Origin of the sequence: Mesorhizobium sp. M1252 (assembly GCF_040318265.1) — a bacterium.
Lineage (GTDB): Bacteria > Pseudomonadota > Alphaproteobacteria > Rhizobiales > Rhizobiaceae > Mesorhizobium.
In genome coordinates this window covers 17,600-38,602 of record NZ_JAMYLX010000016.1, presented here as the reverse complement: position 1 = coordinate 38,602, position 21,003 = coordinate 17,600, and the positions used below count along the sequence as shown (strand labels likewise).

Genomic DNA, 21,003 nt, shown 5'->3' with positions numbered 1-21,003 from the left:
ATTTTCGACTCGGCCTGACCTGAATCTCGACACACCCAAGCGTGAGCGCGGTCGCGGGGACCTACCCGCCAAACCTTGGGGCCAGCTTCTCGATGCGGGCGATCATGGCCTGGAAATCATCGAGGATGCGCTGGTGCAGTTTCACCGCCACCTCGGGATATTCCTCCAGGATGCGGCGAAACATCTTGCGGCTCAACCTTATCACTTCCGAATCGGTCTCGGCCGAGGCGCTGGTCAGCCGTCTTGAGTCGGCGATCAGCGCCAGTTCGCTGAGGATCGTGCCGGGGCCGGCGGTGCCGATCGGGATGCGGTCGCCATCATGCTCCCGGTAGAGCACGATGCGGCCACTGACCACGATATAGGCCGAGTCGGCTTCGTCATCCTCGCGGTACAGCTTGCGGTCGGCCTGCAGATGGGTGGCTTCGGCGCCGAAGGCGAGCAGGCGCAGCTGTTCCTGCGTGAAACCCTCAAAGAGCTTCACGGCGGACAGGATGCGGATGTCGTCATCCAGCGCCATCTCTAGCTGCGTCCCCGAACGGTCAGTCCAATCCCTCCCTTAGAGCGCCGCGCGTCCAATTGAACGCGCAAAGGACGCTCTAACACTTCAATCTGCGCAGCGGGCCGATCCAGGCTCCCCCAGCCGGATCCTCCCCGAAACAGTCCCGCCCCGACCGCCTATTGAACAATGAAAAGTTTAAGGAACCAGCTTGTAGCCGCCGCTTTCTGTCACAAGAATTTCAGCATTGGAAGGATCGCGCTCGATCTTCTGGCGCAGCCGGTAGACGTGAGTTTCGAGCGTGTGCGTGGTGACGCCGGAATTGTAGCCCCACACTTCCTCAAGCAGGACGTCGCGCGTGACCACCTTCTGGTCGGCTCGATAGAGATATTTGATGATCGAGGCTTCCTTCTCGGTCAGCCGCACCTTGCCGCCGCGCTGGTCGATCAGAAGCTTCTGGCTGGGCTTGAACGTGTAGGGCCCGACCGAAAAGGTGGCGTCCTCGCTCTGCTCGTGCTGGCGCAGTTGTGCGCGTATGCGGGCGAGCAGCACGGCGAAGCGGAACGGCTTGGTGACATAGTCGTTGGCGCCCGCCTCGAGGCCCAGAATCGTGTCGGAATCGGTATCGTGGCCGGTCAGCATGATGATCGGCGCCTTGTAGCCGCCCTTGCGCAGGATCTTCACCGCCTCGCGGCCATCCATGTCGGGCAGCCCGACATCCATGATGAGCAGGTCGATGAGCCCGCCGCGCGCCGCGGCGACGCCTTTGGCGGCGGTCGCTTCCTGCAAGACGTCGAATTCTTCGTAAAGGGCCAGTTGCTCGACGAGGGTTCCGCGCAGGTCGTCATCGTCGTCAACGATCAGAATGGTACGTGATGTCATGGATCAATCCATTGTTTTGAAAAGAATTTTCAGTTGACCGCCCCCCATTTATGCGGAAGCTGACCGGCGCAACAGTCCGATCACAGTGATTTGTTCCGTGACACGATCATACAAGAAAAAACGCGATCGCAATGCAGCCGGCGCAATTTTGCCGAAAGGGCTGCGTGTGCTGGTGGTTCGGGCGAGGCCGGGCAACCCCAGCCAGGGGATATTGCAGGCCGGCAGCAAGGTGTTTGCCTGCGCGCTCGGACGCGGCGGCATCTCAGCCAACAAGCGCGAAGGCGACGGTGCGACGCCGCTTGGCGAGATGCGGATTTTGTCAGGATATTTTCGGGGCGATCATTTCGCGGCCGGCCGCAAAACCCGGCTGGCGATGGCGCCGATCGGCGCCGATCTCGGCTGGTGCGAGGTGCCGGACGACCGCAACTACAACCGGCCGGTGAAAATCCCCTATGGCGCCAGCCATGAGCGAATGCGGCGCGACGACCGCCTCTATGACGCCTGCCTGGTGCTCGACTGGAACATGGCGCCGCGCCGGCGCGGCCGTGGCAGCGCCATCTTCTTCCATCTGGCGCGCCCAGGCTTCACACCGACGCAAGGCTGCGTGGCGGTGACAGCGCGGACAATGGCGCGGCTGTTGCCGCTGGTGTCGGACCGGACGGTGGTGAGGGTGGTGAGGTAGGGAGCAGGGAGTAGGGAGTAGGGAGTAGGGAGTAGGGAGTAGGGAGTAGGGAGTAGGGAGTAGGGAGTAGGGAGTAGGGAGTAGGGAGTAGGATGGTCTCGGCGTCGTTTCAATCCTTCACTACTCACTACTCACTACTCACTACTCACCATTGCCTAACGCCTTCTCGGCTTCTGCCACCCAGTGTCCAGCAATCCAAGCCGGCCGAGTTCCCGGTCCACGGCCCGCGTCACGTCCTTGCGCTGCGCGCCGACGTCGCGCAACTGGCGATCCGACAGATCCTCCACGTCCTGGCGCGGCAGGTTGATGGCGACTTTCGCCTGGCGAAGCCAGTCCGTTACGGCATGCAACCAGTTCGAGCGAGCTGCTGGCGAGTTCAAAACGAAGATGGACATGATGCGCTCCCGTGTTCCGCCGGATATCAAATCCGGCTTGATGGTGTTTCGATGGATGCATCATGCCGCATTGAAATCCATGAGAGAAACGAGTAGTTCTTTTCAGATCGTCAAGTTTTATTTGAGGATACGTTGATGTCCCGTCTGTTGCCCGGAACGCGCGCGCTGAGGACTCTGGAAGCCGCCGCCCGCCACCTCAATTTCACCCGCGCTGCCGACGAGCTCGGGCTGACGCCGGCGGCGGTCAGCCACCAGATCAAGGAAATCGAGGATCAGCTCGGGCTGGTGCTGTTCACGCGAACCAGTCGTACCATCCGGTTGACCGAGGCAGGTACGGTGCTGTTCGAGGCCTCGATCGATGCGCTCGACCTGCTCAACCGGGCGGTGTCGCGGGCGCGCAAGCTGACGCGCGGCACGGCATTGCTGAAGGTAACGCTCGACGCGCAGTTCGCGTCAAAATGGCTGATGCGGCGCGTCGACGATTTTCGCAAACTTCAGCCCAGTATCGAGCTGAGGTTCGACATCGGCTACGAAGTGCGCGATTTCGAACTCGACGACGTCGATGTCGGCATCCGGTTCGGGGTCGGCAAGTATCCGGGGCTTCGCGCCCATCGCCTGTTCGACAACATCCTCATTCCGGTGTGCAGCCCGAGCCTGCTGACCTCCGGCCCGTCGCTGCGCGAACCGCGCGACCTCTTCAACCACACGCTTGCCCATATCGAATGGTCGCGCCAAGGCGTGACATGGCCGAACTGGCGCATGTGGATGGCGGCGGCCGGCATCAACGATTTCGACGACAGCCGGACTATCGTGTTTGGAACCTCTACCGATGCCGTGCAGGCGGCGCTCGACGGCAATGCCGTGGCGCTCGCCGAGTTCGCCATGGTGGCAAACGACCTTTCCCAGGGAAGGCTGGTGCAGCCCTTTGAACTCGGTCTGCGCGTGGGGCCGGAGTTCGGCTACTTCCTGGTCTATCCCGAGAGCACTGCCAACGATCCGCGCATCATCGCTTTCCGCGAATGGATCCTCGACGAAGTCGCCAGGACGCAGACCTGACGACTTCTGCAGGCCTCAGCCGGCGACCGGCGTCCCGAACCAGCCGATCACCGCGCCGATGATCAACAGCACGCCGAGCCAGTGGCCGCCGTCGATCAGGGTCAGGTCCCAGCCGAAATTCTCATAGCTATGGTTGGCCGTCAGCGTCGTGGCGACGAAACCCAGCCAGAGGACGAAGCCGAAGACCAGCCCTGCGACAAGGACCGGCTCGCCGCCCGTCATCGCGCCGACGACCAAGGCCAAGACCAGCGCCATGATCAGCTCGGCGATGAAGGAGATGATGAAGGGCAATATTGATTTCTTTGACGTTGACGGATCGATCCTGGCCGCCCTCATCCAAGGCTTGCTGAGGACCGTGTACCAGACCGCGCCAAACAGCCACGCCGCGACGGCCGCGACAACCACCGCCAGCCAGTTCACCACTGAAAAATCCATAAAGTCCTCCCCTCAAGCATGCAGCCCAAAGCCTGACGGTTCTGGGATAACGACATGCGTATTCTTCAAATCAATGCGCGATGGAACGCCTGTTCGGCAATGCCGTCAAGCGAAGCGCCACACCGTGGTGCGCTTGACAAGGGCGTCCTCCAGCGCCCGCGTCACCGCCACTTCGTAGACGGCGAGCGGCTCCAGTCCCGCCTTCGGCATGTAGGAGCGGCCCGGATCGCCGACGAGGATGTCAGCGCCGCGCGCCTTCAGTGTCGAAAACCACGGCATCAGCGTGTCGGCGAAGGATTTGTCGTAGAAGACGTCGCCCGCCAGTACCACGTCCCAGCCGGCGTCGGTGCCGATGCAGTCCGTGCCGCAAAAGTCGATGGCAACGCCATTGGCCTCTGCGTTGAGGCGGATCGCCGTTTCGCAGAACGGGTCGATGTCGGCGGCGATCACGTGCGCCGCACCCGCCTTGGCGGCGGCGATGGCGACAAGGCCGGAGCCGGAGGCGAAGTCGAGCACGCGTTTGCCCCGCACATCCGACGGATTGTCCAGCACGTAGCGGGCAAGGCCCTGACCGCCGGCCCAGGCAAAGGCCCAGAACGGTGGCGGCAGGCCGATTTCGATCAGCTCGTTCTCCGTGCGCTGCCAGAGGTCATGCGCTTCGTCGGCCAGATTGAGGACAATCTCCGGCACATGCGGCGGCGACATAAGCGCCGTGTTGTCGAGAATGAACTTTTTCGCGCTGTTCGGCGTAAGGACCGTCACGGAGCCGGCGTCAGGCCGCCCATGCGGCAGACTTCCTTCCATTCGGCCGGCGTCACCGGCTGTACGGAAAGCCGTCCAAGCCGCACCAGCGCCATCTCGGCAAGCTTCGGATTGGCCTTGACCTGCTCCAGCGTCGGCGGGTTCGGCACGTCCTTGAAGGCGCGGATGTCGACGCATTCCCAGCGCGGATCGTCGGTGGTGCTGTCGGGATGGGCAAGCCCGCAGACTTCGGCAATGCCGACGACGTTCAGCCCTTCATTGGAGTGATAGAAGAAGCCGAGATCGCCGATCTGCATCGCCTTCATGTTGTTGCGCGCTGCATAGTTGCGCACGCCGTCCCACTGCGTGCCGGCCTTGCCCTTGGCCTTCAGCGCCTCGAAGGAGAAGACCGAAGGTTCGGATTTGAACAGCCAGTAGTTCATGTCTTTGCTCCAACTACTATTTTTTGCGCAATTCCGGACGGAAAACCGTTACACACTTTTCCTGGGATCGCTCTAGGCGCCGCCGGAACTAACTAGCCGCCGGCTTGTTGAAGGTCCAGTTCCACTGGCGGATTTCGACACTTTCGAACAGCCCGGCCTTGGCATAGGGGTCGGCAGCCGACAGCGCCTGCGCACCGGCGAGGTCGGGCGCTTCCACGACGACGAGGCTGCCATTGGGCTTGCCCTCGGCGTCGAGGAACGGGCCGGCAAAGGCCAGTTTGTTGTCGGCGTTCAGGCGTTCGAGAAAGGCGACGTGGACCGGCCGCGTATCGACCCGCACCTGCAGGCTGCCCGGCTTGTCCTTGCAAATCAACGCAAACAGCATGTTAAACTCCGGTTTGTTTGGGGATCAGAGGTCGGTTTCGGTTTTCAGGGGTCGCGTCATCAGCGCGGACACAGCCTGCCGAATGGTGATCGTGCCGTCCAGTATCGCCGACACCGCAGCGATGATCGGCGCGTCGATGTGGCGCTCGGTGGCGATGCGGGCGGCGATCGCCGCCGTCGGCACGCCTTCGGCGAGCGGCAGTCCGGCCAAGGGCTTGCCTTGCCCCAGCGCCAGCCCATAGGCGAAATTGCGCGACTGGGCCGAAGAGCAGGTGAGCAAAAGGTCGCCGAGGCCGGAAAGCCCCATCAGCGTCTCCGGCTTGGCGCCGAAGGATGCCCCGATGCGGCGCAGTTCGACGAAGCCGCGTGTCACCATGGCGGCCTGCGCGCTGGCGCCGAGCCCAGCGCCGGTGACGGCGCCAGCGGCAATGGCGAAGACATTCTTCAAAGCGCCACCAATCTCGACGCCGATCAAATCGTCGCTGGAATAGCAGCGCAGATTCTGCGCCGAAAAGCGCGCGGCAAGCTCGGCCGCCAAGGCGTCGTCGGGGGAAGCAACCACGACAGCGGTCGGCAGACCCCTGGCCACATCGGCGGCAAAGCTCGGACCGGACAAGGCCGAAACCGGAGTTTCGGGCAGGATCTCACCAACGATCGCCGACAGCAGCGCGCCGGTGTCGCGCTCGATGCCTTTGGCGCAGAGAACCAGCGGGATGCCTTTCGGCATATGGGGCTTTGCCGTCGTCAGCATGGCGCGCAGCGCCTGCGCCGGCGCGACGGCCAGCGCGCAATCGGCATCGGTCAGGGCCGTGCTGATATCGCTCGTCGCCGCAATGCCTGTTTCAATGGCGATGCCGGGGAGATAACGCGGGTTCTCGCCGCGGCGGATCGCGGAAACCGTCTCTTCGTCGCGGGCGTAGAGCCGGACATCGTGACCGGCGCGCAGCATCGCCAGCGCCAGCGCCGTGCCCCAGGCGCCGCCGCCAAGCACGGCAACGCGCCAGCCGGTCTTGTCCCTGCCGCTTGTCTTGCCGGCGCTCATGCTTTCGCTCCACGCCGGCCGGAGCCGACCATCGGCGCCGAAATGCTGTCCAGCGGCCAGCGCGAACGCGGCACGAAATCGAAGCCGTTCTCTTGCGACAAGCCTGCCCGCAACCGCTCGATCCCGGCCCAGGCGATCATCGCCGCATTGTCGGTGCAAAGCTTCAGCGGCGGCGCGACAAAGGCGAAGCCGGCCTCGGCGCACTGCTTCTGCAGCGTCGCCTTGATCGCTCTGTTGGCGGCGACGCCACCGGCAACGACCAGCGCCGGCTCGGCCTTGTCCGGAAATTCGTCACGGAAGCGGGCCAGCGCGCGGGCCACGCGGTCGCCAAGTGCGTCGGCTACCGCCGCCTGGAACGAGGCGCAGATGTCGGCGACATCCTGCTCGCTTAGCGGCTGGATGGCGGTCGCCGCCTGGCGCACGGCGGTCTTGAGGCCGGAGAAGGAGAAATCGGGCTGCGCCGAGCCCCTCATCGGCCGCGGAAAGGCAAAGCGCGTCGCATCGCCCGACATTGCCGCCTTTTCGACGTTCGGGCCGCCGGGATAGGGCAGGCCGAGCATTTTGGCCGTCTTGTCGAAAGCTTCGCCGAGCGCGTCGTCGATGGTCGTCGCCCAGCGCTGGTAGTCGCCAACGCCGCGCACGGCGACGATCTGGGTGTGGCCGCCGGAAACCAGCAGCAGCAAATAGGGAAAGTCGAGCCCGTCGGTCAGCCTTGCGGTCAGTGCGTGGCCTTCGAGATGGTTGATGGCGATCAGCGGCTTGCCGGCGGCCGCTGCAATCGCCTTGGCCGTCATCAGGCCGACGATCAGCCCGCCGACCAGGCCGGGGCCGCCAGTGGCGGCAATGGCGTCGATGTCGGCCAGGGCTACGCCCGAATCCGCAAGAGCGGCCTCGACAATGCCGTCCAGCGCCTCGACATGGGCGCGCGCGGCGATCTCCGGCACGACGCCGCCGAAGGCGGCGTGCTCCTCGATCTGGCTGAGCACGATGTTGGACGCAATCACCGGCACGGAATCGCCTTCCAGCGTCACCACGCTGGCGGCGGTCTCGTCGCAACTCGTCTCAATGCCCAGAACGCGGATCAATTCGTCGCTGTCTCCAGAGATTGTGTCGCCGGACTTTCCTAGTTAGAGGGAGTGCCGGAAACGCAAAGCCAGCCGGGGGTTATCACGGACCGCGCGCCATGCAAACTTTGAAAATCGGAACACGCGGCAGCCCGCTGGCGCTCGCCCAGGCGCATGAAACGCAGGCGCGGCTGATGGAAGCGCACGGCATGCCGGCGGAAGCCTTCGAGGTCGTCGTCATTTCGACCAGCGGCGACCGCATCCAGGACCGGCCGCTGTCGGAAGCCGGCGGCAAGGGCCTGTTCACCAAGGAAATCGAAGAGGCGCTGCTGGCCGGCACGATCGATATCGCCGTGCATTCCTCCAAGGATATGCCGACAGTGCTGCCGGACGGGCTGGAGCTGTCCGCCTTCCTGCCGCGCGAGGATGCGCGGGACGCCTTCATCGGAAAGGCGGTGAAGCGCATTGTTGATTTGCCGCAAGGCGCCAAGGTCGGGTCGTCTTCGCTCAGGCGCCAGGCGCTGATCCGGCGCATGCGGCCGGACCTAGGCGTGGTCATGTTCCGCGGCAATGTGCAGACCAGGCTGCGCAAGCTGGAGGAAGGCGTCGCCGAAGGCACGATCCTCGCTTATGCCGGGCTGAAGCGGCTCGGGCTCGGCCATGTCGTCACCGATCTGATGCCGCTCGATGCTTTTCCGCCGGCGCCGGGACAAGGCGCAATCGGCATCGAAACCCGCATCGGCGACAGCGAGGTCGAAAAGATGCTGGTGGCCATCCATGATGTGCCGACAGGCCAGGCGCTGGCCTGTGAGCGCGCCTTCCTGGCGGCGCTCGACGGCTCCTGCCGCACGCCGATCGCCGGCTATGCGACGATCTCGGGCGGCAGGCTGGTTTTCGCCGGGCTGATCATTTCGCCCGATGGCACGCAATCGCATGAGGTCAAGGCCGAAGGCTTGGCGCTGGATGCCGCTGACATCGGCACGGACGCGGCCAGGATGGTGCGGGTCAAAGCGGGCGAAACCTTCTTCGACGGCTGGGTCTGACATGCGTGTCCTGGTGACGCGACCGCAGCCCGGGGCGTCGCGAACCATGCGGCGGCTGCAGGAATTGGGATTTGAGCCTCTCCTTCTGCCACTGACCGAAACGGTGACACTGCCGGTTGGCGCCGATGCTGCGTGCGACAATGCCGTGGCCGTCGCTGTGACCAGCGCCAATGCCGTGCGGCATGCGCCGAAAGAACTCATTCGTGCGCTCGCCGCCTTGCCTTGCCATGCCGTCGGACGCAGGACGGCTGAAGCGGCACGTTCGGCAGGGTTCTTGTCGGTCAGCGAAGGGGCGGGCGACGCCGAGCGGCTGGCCGAGGCGATTGCCGCCGGCCTTTCCGGCAAGGCGGTCGTCTATCTCACAGGGCGCGTGCGGTTTCCGCCCTTCGAGGCGCGGCTGCGAAATGCCGGCGTCGAGGTCCGCACCGTCGAAACCTACGACACGATTTCGCTCGATTATTCCGATGCTGAAACCCGTACACGCCTGTCCGACAAGGCGGTCGACGCGGTGCTGCTCTATTCAGCCAAGGCGGCGGCAGCGTTGCAGGCCTTGACCAACAGGGCGGGGCTGCGCGATCTCTTTGAAAACATGCAGGCTTTTGCGCTCTCCGAGCGCGTGGCAGCGGCATTTGACAATGCCGCCGGCAAAAAAATACGCATGGCGCGGGAACCGCAGGAGGAGGCGCTGCTTGAGCTGTTGCACCGCGGCGACTGAGCCCCGTGTCATCACGCCGCCCCTTTTCACCTGATGATGATGTGCTAGACCATTTTTCAAACCATCACGCGCCGTCGGGCGCCCAGACGAAGCAGGATTGCGGAGCCCAGGCATGGTCAAGACGCCGAAGATGCGACATTCGAAAAGCCGCCGCGAGCCGGTGACCATCGAACTCGAACCCGGCGCTGTCTCGCGCATCGCCGATGCGGATGCCGCCAAGACGGATGTCGCCAACTCGGATGACGTCGGGGCCCCGGCAGAATCGGTTGCGGCCGAGGATGCGGCTGCCATGGCCAATGCGCAGCCGGAGACGCCTGACGAGCCCGTTCATGCCGATCAAGCCGATCTCGAGCCGTGGGAGCACTCCGACGCCGCGGCGCAGGCCGCTCCCGAAAGCGCCGATGCCAAGGCGTCCACCCAGGCGGAGCAGCCTTACCCCACCGCTTCGGATGCGCCACCGCGCGCCAGAACCTCCGACTACAGTTTCGAGGATGCCTCGCCCAAGCCGGGTGCACCCAAGGAAACCCCAAGGACAGCCGGGAACCAGCCCATGGCCGCGCAACCGAAGCGCACGAGCGGCATTGCCGCCGGCATCATCGGCGGTGTCATCGCGCTGGCTGCCGCCGGCGGGCTGCAGTTTGCCGGCGTGCTTGGCGCTCCGGGCTCAGGGGCGGGCACGGTCTCGCTCGACGGCGTCAATGGCGAGATCGCTTCGCTGAAGCGCGAAATCGCCGACCTCAGGGAAGCCAGCGGCAATGGCGCCGCAACGGCCAAGGTCGACGGGCTGTCTTCGGCGCTGGATCAGGTCAAGGCCGATGTCGCATCGCTGAAATCGGCGGTCGAAAAGGGCGGCGCCGGCGACAATGCCGGGCTTGCCGCGCTTGGCGACAAGGTCAAGCAGATCGAGACCGCGGTCGCCGCCCTTGGCCAGGCCGGTGGTGCAGCGCCCGTCGATCTCGCGCCGCTCAATGAAAGACTGGCGGGCCTCGACGCACTGGTGAAATCGGCCGGCGAGGCAGCCAAGGCGCAGGAAGGCAAGATCGCCGCGCTGGAGCAGTCGGTGATGCAGCTCGCCGGCAAGGTCGATGCGCAGGCCTCGCAGCCAAAGATCGCGATGGCCATCGCCGCTTCGGCCTTGAAGGCGGCGCTTGACCGCGGCGCGCCGTTCGCCGCCGAGTTGGAGACCTTCGCGGCGATCTCGCCCGATGCACCGCAGATTGCAGCGCTGCGCCCCTACGCTGAAAAGGGCGTCCCGACCCGCACCGAGATCGCCGGCGAGGCCGACGCCGCGGCCAATGCGATGGTCGCGGCGGCGACGCCGGTCGATGAAAATGCCGGCTTCTTCCAGAACCTTTTGTCGAGCGCCGAATCGCTGGTCAAGGTCCGGCCGATCGGCGCCGTCGAAGGCGCCGGCGCGCCGGAAACCGTGGCGCGCATCGAAGTGGCGGTCAACCAGGGCGACTACGCCAAGGCGCTCAGCGAATACGCAACGCTGCCGGATGCGGTCAAGGCTGCCGGCGCCGACTTTGCCGGCAAACTGAAGGCGCGCATCGACGTCGAGACGCAGGTCGACGCGCTGATTGCAGGTGCGATGAAGGCATGAGGACGACACGATGATCCGCATTCTCATCTTTCTCGCCGCCGTCTTCGCGCTCGGCCTCGGCTTTGCCTGGCTGGCCGATCGTCCCGGCGAGATGGTCGTCACCTTCAACGGTTACCAATACCAGGTCAGCCTGATGGTGGCGGCGGTGGCGATCGTTGCCGTCGTCGCCGCGGTGATGATCGTCTGGTGGCTGATCAAGTCGCTGTGGAACAGCCCGTACACGATCTCGCGCTATTTCCGCGTCCGCCGCCGCGACCGCGGCTACCAGGCGCTGTCGACCGGCATGATCGCAGCCGGCGCCGGCGATGGCGCGCTGGCCCGCAAGAAGACCAAGGAAGCCGCCAAGCTGATCCGCTCCGACCAGGAGCCGCTGATCCAGTTGCTCGAAGCGCAAGCCTCGCTGCTCGAAGGCGACCATGGGGGCGCGCGCGAAAAATTCGAAGCCATGCTCGACGACCCCGAAATGCGGCTGCTTGGCCTGCGCGGGCTCTATCTCGAAGCCGAACGGCTCGGCGACCGCAACGCCGCGCGTCACTATGCCGGGCGCGCCGCTTCCGTCGCGCCGCAACTGGCTTGGGCCGCCGAATCGACGCTGGAGGATCTGACCGGGCGCGGCGACTGGGACGGCGCGCTGAAGCTGGTGGAGGCGCAGAAGTCGACCAGGCAGATCGAACGCGACGCCGCCAATCGCCGCCGCGCTGTGCTGTTGACCGCCAAGGCGCAGGCGCTGACAGATAGCGACCCCAATGCAGCCAAGACAGCGGCACTCGAGGCAAACAAGCTCGCGCCCGATTTCGCACCGGCCGCGGTTGCAGCCGCCAATCTTCTGTTCAAACAGAACGATGTGCGCAAAGGCTCGAAGATCCTTGAGGCAGCCTGGAAGGCGGAGCCGCATCCCGAGATCGCCGAGCTCTACACCCATGCAAGGCCGGGAGATGCCGTGGTCGATCGTCTCAACCGGGCGAAGAAGCTGCAGGAGCTGAAGCGCAACAATGCCGAATCGTCGATGACGGTGGCGCGCGCCGCGCTCGATGCGCAGGATTTTTCCACCGCCCGCCGCGAGGCGGAAGCCGCGATCCGCATGGATCGCCGGGAAGGCGCTTACCTGCTGCTGGCCGATATCGAGGAGGCAGAGACCGGCGACCAGGGCAAGATCAGGCAATTGCTGTCCAAGGCGGTCAGGGCGCCGCGCGATCCGGCCTGGGTCGCCGACGGCGTCGTCTCCGAACGCTGGGCGCCGGTATCGCCGGTCAGCGGCAAGCTCGACGCTTTCGCCTGGCGCGCACCGATGGAGCGGCTGGGCCAGCTCATCGACAGCCATGAAGACGAAGCCGATGTGCCGGTGCTTGCGGCACCCGCCAAGCCGACAAAGGAAGCCGAAGTGATCGATCATCCCGCCGTTGCCAGGAGCAGCGAGGCGCCGACCGAGTCGAAGCCCGCTGTGGGCGATGAGCAGGTCACACCGGTCACTTCCGCCGCTTTCGCCGCAATACCGCCCGATGCCGAACCCGTCGAACCTGCCGAGGAACTGGCTCGGCTGCCCGACGACCCTGGCGTCGACCCCGACGACGAAGCGGAGAAGTCACCGCGCCGCTTCCGCCTGTTTTGATCCCTGAAGCATGATCCCAAAAAGTGGATAGCGGTTTTGGAAAAGATCATGCTCCAATAAAGTGAAGTGAGCACCATGTTCGAACGCGTCCTGGCCTTTCTGAAAGACCTGCCCTCCGGGGCTGGGGCTCGCGCCAATGCGGACGATCCGCGCGTTGCGGCGTCGGCTTTGCTCTATCATGTGATGAATGCCGACGGCGTGCGCCAGGATGTCGAGTGGGAGCGGTTCAAGCAGGTGCTGGCGCAGAGCTATTCGATCAGCGGCGACGAGCTCGATGCACTGGCTGCCGCCGGCGAGCGCGCCGACAATGAGGCGATCGACCTCTATGCCTTCACCAGCGTCTTGAAGCGCCATCTCGACGCCGAGGCGCGCAAGGCTTTCATCGGCCTGATGTGGGAAATCGTCTATGCCGACGGCGAACTGCATGAACTGGAGGACAACACCGTCTGGCGCGTTGCCGAACTGATCGGCGTCGAGCGCCAGGATCGCGTCGAGGCGCGCCGCAAGGCGGCGGCCGCCGCGCCCGACGCCAGCGGAACGTCGAGCGACGAATAGGATTCCGCCTTTCCATGCCGCCCAGACCGAGCTCGAAACCAAAAGTCCTGATCGTGCTGCATCAGGAGACTTCGAGCCCCGGCCGGGTTGGCCACATGCTGCTCGAGGAAGGTTTCGACCTCGACATCCGCCGGCCGCCTCTCGGCGACAGCCTGCCGGAGACGCTGGAGGGACACGCCGGCGCCGTGGTGTTCGGCGGGCCGATGAGCGCCAATGACGAAGATGAGTTCGTCCGCCGCGAGACCAACTGGCTCGATGTTCCGCTAAAGGAGAACCGGCCCTTCCTCGGCATCTGCCTTGGCGCGCAGATGCTGGCCAATCATCTCGGCGGCAAGGTCGAGGGGCATGGCGAGGGGCTGGTCGAGATCGGCTGGTATCCGCTGAAGCCGACCGAAGCCGGCAAGAAGCTGCTGCCTTGGCCCGACATGGTCTACCAGTTTCACCGCGAAGGCTTTTCGCTGCCCAGGGATGCGACGCTGCTGGCGACTGCGGAAACCTACCCCAACCAGGCTTTTCGCTATGGCGACAATGCCTGGGGCATCCAGTTCCATGGCGAACTGACCCGGTTGATGATGCAGCGCTGGGTGGTGCGCGGCGCGCACCGTTTCGAATTGCCCGGCGCGCAGCCCGGCCGCGACCATCTCGGCGGCCGGCTGATCTGGGATATGCACCTCAAGCGCTGGCTGAGCGAATTTTTGAGCCTGATCTTCGGCAAGCCTACTGAGGGATAGAGCAAAATCCAACTACTCTGAACGGCCGAGCTTGCCCAAAGACGACTTACCTCTGGGAGGCGTGTACGATGGATCCGGGACCTTAGCCCGTTCCCGCAGATTTGGATTGCGCCCCAAACACTCCGATGGATCGAAAAACTCCGTGGCGCATTTAAGCTTCGGCTAATAACGGCCCCAGGAGAGAACCAATGAAGAAGACGCTGCTCATTTTGAGCCTACTCATTCCGCTCGCGGCATGCTCCCGCACCGAACAAGGCGCTGCCGTCGGTGGTTTGGGTGGCGCAGCTGTAGGCGCAGCAGTGGCCGGCGACCCGGTAAAAGGGGCGGTTGTTGGCGGGGCGGTCGGAGCGCTGGCCGGGGCGGTCATCGGGCACGCCAGCGAAGCCGGCCAGTGCAGATATCGCGGTCGGAACGGTCGAGTTTACGTTGCTCAGTGCCCGGACGGCTACTGATCTCAAAGACGCGTGATCTCTTTCGATCACGCGTCTTTTCGGGGTAGGATAACTGAATGGCATATAACAGCAAAAGACTGCGGGCTTTCTGGTTCGCCGTTGTCAGCGCTGTCGCGATAAACGCCGAACTTTCGACCGCGGCCTTGGCCGCACCTGTAGAAGCGAAGACGATTGCCGATCACTTCTCATCGGTAAAGTCCATGTCCGGGGACTTTGTCCAGTCGGGCCCAAGAGCGGAAAGGACCAAAGGGAAATTTTTCCTCCAGCGGCCGGGCAAGATCCGGTTCAACTATGCAGGCCAATCAGGGGTCAGCGTAATTGCAGATGGAAAATCCTTGGTGGTCTATAACAAGAAGCTCAAGACATCGCGGCTTTATGCTCTCTCGAAGACGCCGCTCAAGCTGCTCCTCGACAATCAGGTCAACTTTTCCGGCAATCGCCTCAAAAGTATCAGGGACGATGGCGCCCAGGTGATCATCAGGCTGGCCGACAAGTCGGCCTTCGGCAATTCGAATATCACTATGGTGTTTGACAGGGAATCGCTCGATCTACGCAGATGGACCCTGACTGACGAGAGGGGCCTTACCTCGACAGTCACCATATCCAACGTGAAGCAGGGCGTTCGCGCTCCTGCGGGCACCTTCACTATCAACTATGCTGCAAACCGTGAATTCAACACCAAAACGAAATAGTCGGCAGCGCCACGAACTGCCCGTGTAACACTACTCGGCGGCCGTCTCGGACGGCACCTCTGCCGGTGCCGAAGACTCGGCCTCGGCATGCGGCTTGCGCCGTGAGAACAGCGACCTGAGCGTGACGTAGAACACCGGCGTCAGGAACAGGCCGACGAAAGTGACGCCCAGCATGCCGGAGAACACCGCGGTGCCGAGCGACTGGCGCATTTCCGCGCCCGGGCCCGTCGCGATCATCAGCGGCACGACGCCGAGGATGAACGAGAAGGCGGTCATCAGGATCGGCCGCAGCCTGAGCCGGCAGGCTTCGACGGCAGCCTCGGCTGCCGACAGGCCGCGTTCCTGGGCCTGCCGCGCGAACTCGACGATCAGGATCGCGTTCTTGGCGGCAAGCCCGATCAGCACGATGAGGCCGATCTGCACGAGGATGTTGTTGTCCAGCCCTCGGAACGACACGCCGAGCAACGCTGCGAGCACGCCGAGCGGCACCACCAGCACGATGGCGAACGGCAGCACCCAGCTTTCATATTGCGCCGCCAGCGCCAGGAACACGAACAGCACCGACAGTCCGAAGATATAGACAGCGGCATTGCCGGTGTTGCGCTCCTGATAGGCGAGTTCGGTCCATTCGTAGGAGGTACCGGCCGGCAACGTCTGTGCCGTGATCGCTTCCATCTTGGCAAGCGCATCGCCGGTGGAAACACCGGGCGCGGCGTTGCCCTGCAGCGGCACGGAGACGTACATGTTGTAGCGCTGGACCAGCGCCGGGCCGGTGACGTCGCGGATCTCGATCAACGTGCCCAGCGGAACCAGCGCGCCGGTCGCCGAGCGCACCTTCAGTTTCAAGATGTCGGCGCGATCGAGGCGGAACGCCTGGTCGGCCTGCGCGCGCACCTGGTAGACGCGCCCGAAAGCGTTGAAGTCGTTGACGTAGGCGGTGCCCAGATTGATCGACAGCGTCTCGAAGATGTTGGGGATCGGCACGTTCAGGATGCGCGCCTTGTCGCGATCGATCGCCAGGAAGAATTGCGGGCTGGACGCGGAGAAGGTGGTGAACACGCCGGTCAGCCCCGCCGTCTTGTTGGCCTTGCCGGCAATTTCATAGGCAAGCGCCAGGATCTGCCGCATGTCGGCGCTGTTGCGCTCCTGGATCTGCAGCTTGAAGCCGCCGGCATTGCCGACGCCGCGGATCGGCGGCGGCGGCAGTGCGATAATGAAGGCTTCCTTGATGCTTTGCAGGCTGCCGAACAAATTGCCGATGACCTGGGTCGCGGACTGGCCGGCTTCCAGTCGCTCGTCAAACGGCTTGAACCTGGCGAAGATCACGCCCGCGTTGCTGGCATTGGTAAAGGTGGCACCGGAGAAGCCGGCGAAGGCGACCGCGTAGTCGACGCCCGGCGTTTTCTGGATGATCTGCGACGCCTGCTGGATGACGGCATCGGTCCGCGATAGCGAGGCGCCGTCCGGCAACTGGACGACGACGATCGCATAGCCCTGGTCGAGCGACGGAATGAAACCGCGCGGCACCGTCTGAACCATATAGACCGTGGCGTAGATGAGGGCCGCGAAAACGGCCAGCGTGGCGGCGATCGCTATCCGCGAGCCGACCAACACGCGCACGATGCTCGAATACCAATGGGCGACCTTGTCGAAGCCGCGATTGAAGCCGTCGGCGAGCGCCCGTCCGAACCGCGCCAGGAAAAAGCGCGGCGGCGCCGCAGCAGTGTGGTGCGGCTTGAACAGCAGCGCGGCCAAGGCCGGCGAGAGCGTCAGCGAATTGAATGCCGAGATCGCCGTCGACACCGCGATGGTGATCGCAAACTGCAGGTAGAACTGCCCGGAAATGCCGGGAATGAAGGCTGTCGGCACGAACACGGCTATCAGCACCAGCGAGATCGCGATGACCGCCGTTCCGACTTCGTCCATGGTCAGATGCGACGCCGGATTGGGCGCCAGCCCGCTGGCGATATTTCGCTCGACGTTCTCGACCACGACGATCGCATCGTCGACGACGATGCCGATGGCCAGCACGAGGCCGAACAGCGTCAGCATGTTGAGGGAGAAGCCGGCGGCGTAAAGCACCGCCAGCGTGCCGATCAGCGACACGGGGATCGCCACGATCGGCACGATCGCCATGCGCCACGATTGCAGGAAGACGATGATGACGATGATGACCAGAACCATCGCCTCGAGGATCGTCTTGTAGACCTCCTGGATCGACTCGGCGACGAACTCGGTCGGATTGTAGACGATGTCGTAGCTCAATCCCTTCGGGAAGTCCTGGGAAAGCTCCTTCATCTTGTCCTGGATCTCCGCGGCTGCGGCGAGCGCATTGGTGCCTGGCCGCTGGAAGATGGCGAGCGCCACCGCCGGTTTGCCGTTGAGATAGGAGTTGGTGACGTAATCCTTGGCGCCGAGCTCGATGCGCGCCACGTCCTGCAGCTGGATCAGGCGGCCGTCTTCGGCCGATTTGACGATCACGTATCGGAAGTCCCGTGCGTCGTTGAAGCGGCCTTGCGTGGTGACCGTGTACTGGAACGCCGTGCCGGTATTGGTCGGCGGCGCGCCGATGGAGCCGCCTGACACCTGGACGTTCTGGTCGCGCAGCGCCTGCACCACATCGCCCGAGGTCATCCCCAGGGCGGACAGTTTTTCCGGATCGAGCCAGATGCGCAGCGAATATTCGCGTTCGCCAAAGATGATGAGGTCGCCGACGCCGTCCAACCTGAGCAGTATGTCGCGCACCCGCGAGCGGGCGTAGTTCGAGACGTAGAGCTGGTCGTAGGTATTGTCGGGCGACAGCATGTGCACGACCATCATCAGGTCGGGCGAGCTCTTGATGGTGGTGATGCCGAGGCGGCGGACTTCTTCGGGCAGGCGCGGCTCGGCGACCGACACGCGGTTCTGTACCAGCACCTGCGCCTGGTCGAGATCGGTGCCTAGCTTGAAGGTGATGGTCAGCGCCATCGCCCCGTCGCCCGACGAATAGGACGACATGTAAAGCATGCCCTCGACGCCGTTGATCTCCTGCTCGATCGGCGTTGCCACCGTCGCTGCCACTGTCTCGGCGTCGGCGCCCGGGTACTGGGCGCGAACGACGATGGTCGGCGGCGCGATCTCGGGATATTGCGCGATCGGCAGCTGGGTATAGGCAATCCCGCCGAGGATCAGCAGGACGATCGAAACCACCGATGCGAAGATCGGACGGTCGACGAAGAAATGGGCGAACCTCATTGCTGCAACCCGGCGGTCTCGACCTTGGGCGGCAACGTCACCATCTCGACTTTCACCTTGGTGCCGGGCCTGGCGTGCATCAGCCCGTTGACGATGATCGTCTCGTCGCCGGTCAGGCCCGCGCGGATCACCCGGTAGCCGTCGAGAAGCGGGCCGGTGCGCACGGGCTTCGCCGACACCATCCCGGCCTCATCCACCAGGTACACGATGCGGCGATCCTGATCGGCGCCGACCGCCTCGTCGGGCACCAGGACGCCGCTATGCGGCAGCGACCCCGGCACGTTGATGCGCCCGAACATGCCTGGCTGGAGAACGCCGTCGGCGTTGGCAAACCTTGCACGCACCCGCATGGTGCCGGTCGCGTTGTCGATCCGGTTCTCGGCAAAATCGAGCTTGCCCTTGAATACCGCCTCCGCGCGGTCGGCGACGCGAACCACCACCTCGAGCCCGCCGGCGCCTTCCTGCATGCTGCCGCCGCGCTCCTTCGCGTCGCGGGCGTAGCTGAAATACAGGCGCTCATCGACGTCGAAATAGAAGTCGATCGGATCGCGCGTGACGATAGTCGTCAGCAAGGTGGAATCCGGCTGCACGAGGTTGCCGACCGACACCAGCCGGCGGTCGATGCGGCCGGACAAGGGCGCCTTGATCTCGGTGAACTCCAGGTTCAGGTTGGCCGTCGTCAGCGCAGCCGTCGCGCCTTGCATCTGCGCCTGCGCCGAAAGGTATTCCCGCCGACGGTCGTCGACCGTCGCGGCCGAGATATTGCCGGTCTTGGCGAGTTCATCGGCGCGATCCAACTGCATCTTGGAGAATTCGAGCAGGGACTTGGCGACGTCTACTTGCGACTTGGCGGCATCGTAGGCCGCCTGGTACGGACGCTGGTCGATGGTGAAGAGCAGGTCGCCCTTGTTGACCAGTGCGCCGTCCTGGAAGCTGATGTTGTCCAGATAGCCGCTGACGCGCGAACGGATGGCGACCTCGTCGACGGCTTCGAAGCGCCCGACGAACTCGTCGTCTTCGACGATTTCACGCACCACCGGCTTGGCCGCCGTCACCACCGGCAGTTGCTGGTCCTGCGCAAACGCGTTGCTGCTGAAAGCCATGCCGAGCAGGAATGCCACTGGGACGGCGGAGCGGGCCAGCCAGCCGACCGATCGGCTGGGTCGCCCGCTTGCGTCGCGATGCGATTGCCGATTCCCTGAAGTGTCCATTTGCGTCCCCGCTAGCTGGACCCGGAGGTCGGGTGGTTCTCTTCTATATTTAAGGTTTCTCGTCGAGACCAGAGCACTGCAGTATTGTGCATGGCAACATAATCATTTTCCATATGGACTGAAATGTCCACCCTGTGGCTGCCCCGCCATCTGGCTAGTTCGCCCAGAACCGGCCCATCCGCTTCCGGCCCATCTCAGCCGTCATCGGCGCAAGCTGATTTGGACCGAGCGCCGGATCCTGCGGCTTACTCGATCAGTTGCGGCTGTTGAGATGCCGCACCCTTCGCAGTTGCGGAAACAGCACCGCCCACAGTCCGGCGACGGCAATCGCACCGACGCCGCCGATCACCACCGCCGGCACGGTGCCGATCAGCGCCGCCATGGTGCCGGCGCGGAACTCGCCGACTTCGTTGGAGGCGCCGACGAAGACCTGGTTGACGGCGTTGACGCGGCCGCGCACCTCGTCGGGTGTCCACAGCTGGATCAGCGTCTCCCTGATATAGACGCTGAACATGTCGGTGGCGCCGAGGCCGGCAAGGGCCAGGATCGACAGCCAGGTGATGGTCGAGACGCCGAACAGCACGGTGAAGGCGCCGAACCCGGCGACGAAGCCGAGCATGATCTTGCCGGCACTGTCGCGCAGCGGATGCCCGGCAAGCCAGACCGCGACACAGATGGCGCCGATGCCGGGCGCCGAGCGCAGCAGGCCGAGGCCCCACGGGCCGAGTTCCAGAATATCGCGGGCATAGACCGGCAGCAGCGCCGAGGCACCGGACAGAAGCACGGCGAAGAGGTCGAGCGAGATGGCGCCCAGGACGATCTTCTCGCTCCAGATGTATCGGAAGCCGGCAAACAGCGTCTCCATCGTCGGCTTGTCGGTGGCGCTCTGCTGGGCCGGTTTCGGAATGGTGAAGATCAGCAGACCGGCCACCAGCATCAGCACGGAGGCAACGGCGTAAGCGGCTTCGGCCGAGACGCCATAGAGCAGGCCGCCGGCGACCGGGCCGACAATGGTCGCCGTTTGCCAGGCGGACGAGTTCCAGGCGATCGCATTGCCGAAATCTTCCGGCGGAACAAGGTTGGCGAACAGCGACGACGAGGCCGGCCCATAAAAAGCGCGCGCCAGGCCGAACATAGCCAGCACGATGAAGATCGGCAGCGGGCTGACGAGACCGCGCAGCGTGAAGTACAACAGGACAAGCGCACAACCTGCCTCGACTACCGTCGCCAGCGCCATGATCAGGCGGCGGCCGAAACGGTCGGCGACAACGCCGGTGACCAGCACCAGCAGCAGCGACGGCAGGAACTGGACGATGCCGACAATGCCGAGATCGAAGGGATCGCGCGTCAGATCATAGATCTGCCAGCCGACGGCGACGGACACGATCATGGTGGCGAAGGTGGTCAGGAAACGCGCCGCCCAATAGCTCAGGAAGGAGCGATGGCGGAAGGCGGCGTAACGCCGGTCAGGCGGTGTATGGGAATGGGATGTCATGGATACAGGCCCCGTTGCTTGCATTGGCCGGCGGGGCACTTCC

22 protein-coding genes are annotated in these 21,003 nt (G+C 64.3%); 10 read left to right on the top strand and 12 right to left on the bottom strand.

The features are described from left to right. Positions 1-61 precede the first annotated feature (61 nt). Positions 62-517 (bottom strand): cyclic nucleotide-binding domain-containing protein, encoded by a 456-nt coding sequence (locus NKH22_RS25785; RefSeq protein WP_023670494.1) that lies wholly within the window; start codon positions 515-517, stop codon positions 62-64. Between the two features lie 177 nt (positions 518-694). Continuing rightward, on the bottom strand, positions 695-1,378 hold the full coding sequence (locus NKH22_RS25780) for a response regulator transcription factor (RefSeq protein WP_023670493.1): 684 nt from the start codon (positions 1,376-1,378) through the stop codon (positions 695-697). A 145-nt stretch (positions 1,379-1,523) separates the two neighbouring features. Here NKH22_RS25780 and NKH22_RS25775 point away from each other — a divergent pair, with 145 nt between their 5' ends. Further along, positions 1,524-2,060, top strand: a complete 537-nt coding sequence (locus tag NKH22_RS25775) for a L,D-transpeptidase family protein (protein WP_196813612.1) — start codon at positions 1,524-1,526, stop codon at positions 2,058-2,060. 155 nt (positions 2,061-2,215) lie between these two features. Here NKH22_RS25775 and NKH22_RS25770 read toward each other — a convergent pair whose 3' ends face one another. After that, a complete protein-coding gene (locus NKH22_RS25770) occupies positions 2,216-2,455 on the bottom strand; it encodes a hypothetical protein (RefSeq protein WP_023670491.1) in 240 nt (79 codons plus the stop codon). A gap of 135 nt (positions 2,456-2,590) precedes the next feature. Here NKH22_RS25770 and gcvA point away from each other — a divergent pair, with 135 nt between their 5' ends. Further along, positions 2,591-3,511, top strand: a complete 921-nt coding sequence (gene gcvA / locus NKH22_RS25765) for a transcriptional regulator GcvA (protein WP_023702380.1) — start codon at positions 2,591-2,593, stop codon at positions 3,509-3,511. 15 nt (positions 3,512-3,526) lie between these two features. On the opposite strand, the gene NKH22_RS25760 is transcribed toward gcvA, so the two are convergent. The 6 genes from NKH22_RS25760 to tsaD form a co-directional block, all read right to left on the bottom strand. Then, positions 3,527-3,946, bottom strand: coding sequence for a DUF1761 domain-containing protein (locus NKH22_RS25760; protein WP_023702381.1), 420 nt, complete (start codon positions 3,944-3,946; stop codon positions 3,527-3,529). A 105-nt stretch (positions 3,947-4,051) separates the two neighbouring features. After that, positions 4,052-4,750, bottom strand: coding sequence for a class I SAM-dependent methyltransferase (locus NKH22_RS25755; RefSeq protein ID WP_023702382.1), 699 nt, complete (start codon positions 4,748-4,750; stop codon positions 4,052-4,054). Continuing rightward, a complete protein-coding gene (locus NKH22_RS25750) occupies positions 4,705-5,130 on the bottom strand; it encodes an EVE domain-containing protein (RefSeq protein WP_023683904.1) in 426 nt (141 codons plus the stop codon). The genes NKH22_RS25755 and NKH22_RS25750 overlap by 46 nt, the downstream gene beginning before the upstream one ends. A gap of 88 nt (positions 5,131-5,218) precedes the next feature. Next, a complete protein-coding gene (locus tag NKH22_RS25745; protein WP_023687732.1) occupies positions 5,219-5,515 on the bottom strand; it encodes a YciI-like protein in 297 nt (98 codons plus the stop codon). A 24-nt stretch (positions 5,516-5,539) separates the two neighbouring features. Next, complete coding sequence (locus NKH22_RS25740) at positions 5,540-6,556, bottom strand: NAD(P)H-dependent glycerol-3-phosphate dehydrogenase (RefSeq protein ID WP_023710204.1); 1,017 nt, start codon at positions 6,554-6,556, stop codon at positions 5,540-5,542. Beyond that, positions 6,553-7,638 carry a tRNA (adenosine(37)-N6)-threonylcarbamoyltransferase complex transferase subunit TsaD gene (gene tsaD / locus NKH22_RS25735; protein WP_196813837.1) on the bottom strand — a complete coding sequence of 362 codons (1,086 nt, stop codon included), beginning with the start codon at positions 7,636-7,638 and terminating at the stop codon, positions 6,553-6,555. Before tsaD ends, NKH22_RS25740 begins: the two co-directional genes overlap by 4 nt. Before the next feature lie 101 nt (positions 7,639-7,739). Between tsaD and hemC the strand changes: the two genes are divergently transcribed. From hemC to NKH22_RS25695, 8 genes are all read left to right on the top strand, one after another. After that, positions 7,740-8,663, top strand: coding sequence for a hydroxymethylbilane synthase (gene hemC / locus NKH22_RS25730; protein ID WP_023710202.1), 924 nt, complete (start codon positions 7,740-7,742; stop codon positions 8,661-8,663). Between the two features lies 1 nt (position 8,664). Then, positions 8,665-9,378 carry a uroporphyrinogen-III synthase gene (locus tag NKH22_RS25725; protein WP_023710201.1) on the top strand — a complete coding sequence of 238 codons (714 nt, stop codon included), beginning with the start codon at positions 8,665-8,667 and terminating at the stop codon, positions 9,376-9,378. A 112-nt stretch (positions 9,379-9,490) separates the two neighbouring features. Next, a complete protein-coding gene (locus tag NKH22_RS25720; protein WP_023821973.1) occupies positions 9,491-10,981 on the top strand; it encodes a COG4223 family protein in 1,491 nt (496 codons plus the stop codon). A 10-nt stretch (positions 10,982-10,991) separates the two neighbouring features. Further along, the gene (locus tag NKH22_RS25715; RefSeq protein WP_023828723.1) at positions 10,992-12,590 is read left to right on the top strand and encodes a heme biosynthesis protein HemY; all 1,599 of its coding nucleotides are present in this window, start codon (positions 10,992-10,994) and stop codon (positions 12,588-12,590) included. Between the two features lie 75 nt (positions 12,591-12,665). Further along, entirely contained in the window at positions 12,666-13,145 is a 480-nt protein-coding gene (locus NKH22_RS25710; RefSeq protein WP_023687738.1) for a tellurite resistance TerB family protein, read from the top strand. Positions 13,146-13,159: 14 nt separating this feature from the next. Continuing rightward, a complete protein-coding gene (locus NKH22_RS25705) occupies positions 13,160-13,876 on the top strand; it encodes a glutamine amidotransferase (protein WP_352911571.1) in 717 nt (238 codons plus the stop codon). 188 nt (positions 13,877-14,064) lie between these two features. Further along, entirely contained in the window at positions 14,065-14,328 is a 264-nt protein-coding gene (locus NKH22_RS25700; protein WP_023670477.1) for a YMGG-like glycine zipper-containing protein, read from the top strand. 56 nt (positions 14,329-14,384) lie between these two features. Then, entirely contained in the window at positions 14,385-15,020 is a 636-nt protein-coding gene (locus NKH22_RS25695; protein WP_023821976.1) for a LolA family protein, read from the top strand. 30 nt (positions 15,021-15,050) lie between these two features. Here the strand turns inward: NKH22_RS25695 and NKH22_RS25690 are convergent, their stop codons facing one another. The 3 genes from NKH22_RS25690 to NKH22_RS25680 form a co-directional block, all read right to left on the bottom strand. Next, on the bottom strand, positions 15,051-18,254 hold the full coding sequence (locus NKH22_RS25690; protein ID WP_023745388.1) for an efflux RND transporter permease subunit: 3,204 nt from the start codon (positions 18,252-18,254) through the stop codon (positions 15,051-15,053). Continuing rightward, a complete protein-coding gene (locus NKH22_RS25685) occupies positions 18,251-19,357 on the bottom strand; it encodes an efflux RND transporter periplasmic adaptor subunit (RefSeq protein ID WP_050589163.1) in 1,107 nt (368 codons plus the stop codon). Before NKH22_RS25685 ends, NKH22_RS25690 begins: the two co-directional genes overlap by 4 nt. A gap of 361 nt (positions 19,358-19,718) precedes the next feature. Further along, positions 19,719-20,960, bottom strand: coding sequence for an MFS transporter (locus NKH22_RS25680; RefSeq protein WP_023670472.1), 1,242 nt, complete (start codon positions 20,958-20,960; stop codon positions 19,719-19,721). Positions 20,961-21,003: the final 43 nt, after the last annotated feature.

What these genes read in the sequence shown, in the direction of transcription:
- NKH22_RS25680 (WP_023670472.1), bottom strand. Translation starts at nt 20,960, where the DNA reads ATGACATCCCATTCCCATACACCGCCTGACCGGCGTTACGCCGCCTTC.
- NKH22_RS25705 (WP_352911571.1), top strand. Translation starts at nt 13,160, where the DNA reads ATGCCGCCCAGACCGAGCTCGAAACCAAAAGTCCTGATCGTGCTGCAT.
- NKH22_RS25725 (WP_023710201.1), top strand. Translation starts at nt 8,665, where the DNA reads ATGCGTGTCCTGGTGACGCGACCGCAGCCCGGGGCGTCGCGAACCATG.
- NKH22_RS25700 (WP_023670477.1), top strand. Translation starts at nt 14,065, where the DNA reads ATGAAGAAGACGCTGCTCATTTTGAGCCTACTCATTCCGCTCGCGGCA.
- gcvA (WP_023702380.1), top strand. Translation starts at nt 2,591, where the DNA reads ATGTCCCGTCTGTTGCCCGGAACGCGCGCGCTGAGGACTCTGGAAGCC.
- NKH22_RS25740 (WP_023710204.1), bottom strand. Translation starts at nt 6,556, where the DNA reads ATGAGCGCCGGCAAGACAAGCGGCAGGGACAAGACCGGCTGGCGCGTT.
- NKH22_RS25770 (WP_023670491.1), bottom strand. Translation starts at nt 2,455, where the DNA reads ATGTCCATCTTCGTTTTGAACTCGCCAGCAGCTCGCTCGAACTGGTTG.
- NKH22_RS25685 (WP_050589163.1), bottom strand. Translation starts at nt 19,357, where the DNA reads ATGGCTTTCAGCAGCAACGCGTTTGCGCAGGACCAGCAACTGCCGGTG.
- NKH22_RS25760 (WP_023702381.1), bottom strand. Translation starts at nt 3,946, where the DNA reads ATGGATTTTTCAGTGGTGAACTGGCTGGCGGTGGTTGTCGCGGCCGTC.
- NKH22_RS25780 (WP_023670493.1), bottom strand. Translation starts at nt 1,378, where the DNA reads ATGACATCACGTACCATTCTGATCGTTGACGACGATGACGACCTGCGC.
- NKH22_RS25755 (WP_023702382.1), bottom strand. Translation starts at nt 4,750, where the DNA reads ATGGAAGGAAGTCTGCCGCATGGGCGGCCTGACGCCGGCTCCGTGACG.
- NKH22_RS25750 (WP_023683904.1), bottom strand. Translation starts at nt 5,130, where the DNA reads ATGAACTACTGGCTGTTCAAATCCGAACCTTCGGTCTTCTCCTTCGAG.
- NKH22_RS25745 (WP_023687732.1), bottom strand. Translation starts at nt 5,515, where the DNA reads ATGCTGTTTGCGTTGATTTGCAAGGACAAGCCGGGCAGCCTGCAGGTG.
- NKH22_RS25715 (WP_023828723.1), top strand. Translation starts at nt 10,992, where the DNA reads ATGATCCGCATTCTCATCTTTCTCGCCGCCGTCTTCGCGCTCGGCCTC.
- NKH22_RS25785 (WP_023670494.1), bottom strand. Translation starts at nt 517, where the DNA reads ATGGCGCTGGATGACGACATCCGCATCCTGTCCGCCGTGAAGCTCTTT.
- NKH22_RS25695 (WP_023821976.1), top strand. Translation starts at nt 14,385, where the DNA reads ATGGCATATAACAGCAAAAGACTGCGGGCTTTCTGGTTCGCCGTTGTC.
- NKH22_RS25720 (WP_023821973.1), top strand. Translation starts at nt 9,491, where the DNA reads ATGGTCAAGACGCCGAAGATGCGACATTCGAAAAGCCGCCGCGAGCCG.
- NKH22_RS25710 (WP_023687738.1), top strand. Translation starts at nt 12,666, where the DNA reads ATGTTCGAACGCGTCCTGGCCTTTCTGAAAGACCTGCCCTCCGGGGCT.
- NKH22_RS25690 (WP_023745388.1), bottom strand. Translation starts at nt 18,254, where the DNA reads ATGAGGTTCGCCCATTTCTTCGTCGACCGTCCGATCTTCGCATCGGTG.
- hemC (WP_023710202.1), top strand. Translation starts at nt 7,740, where the DNA reads ATGCAAACTTTGAAAATCGGAACACGCGGCAGCCCGCTGGCGCTCGCC.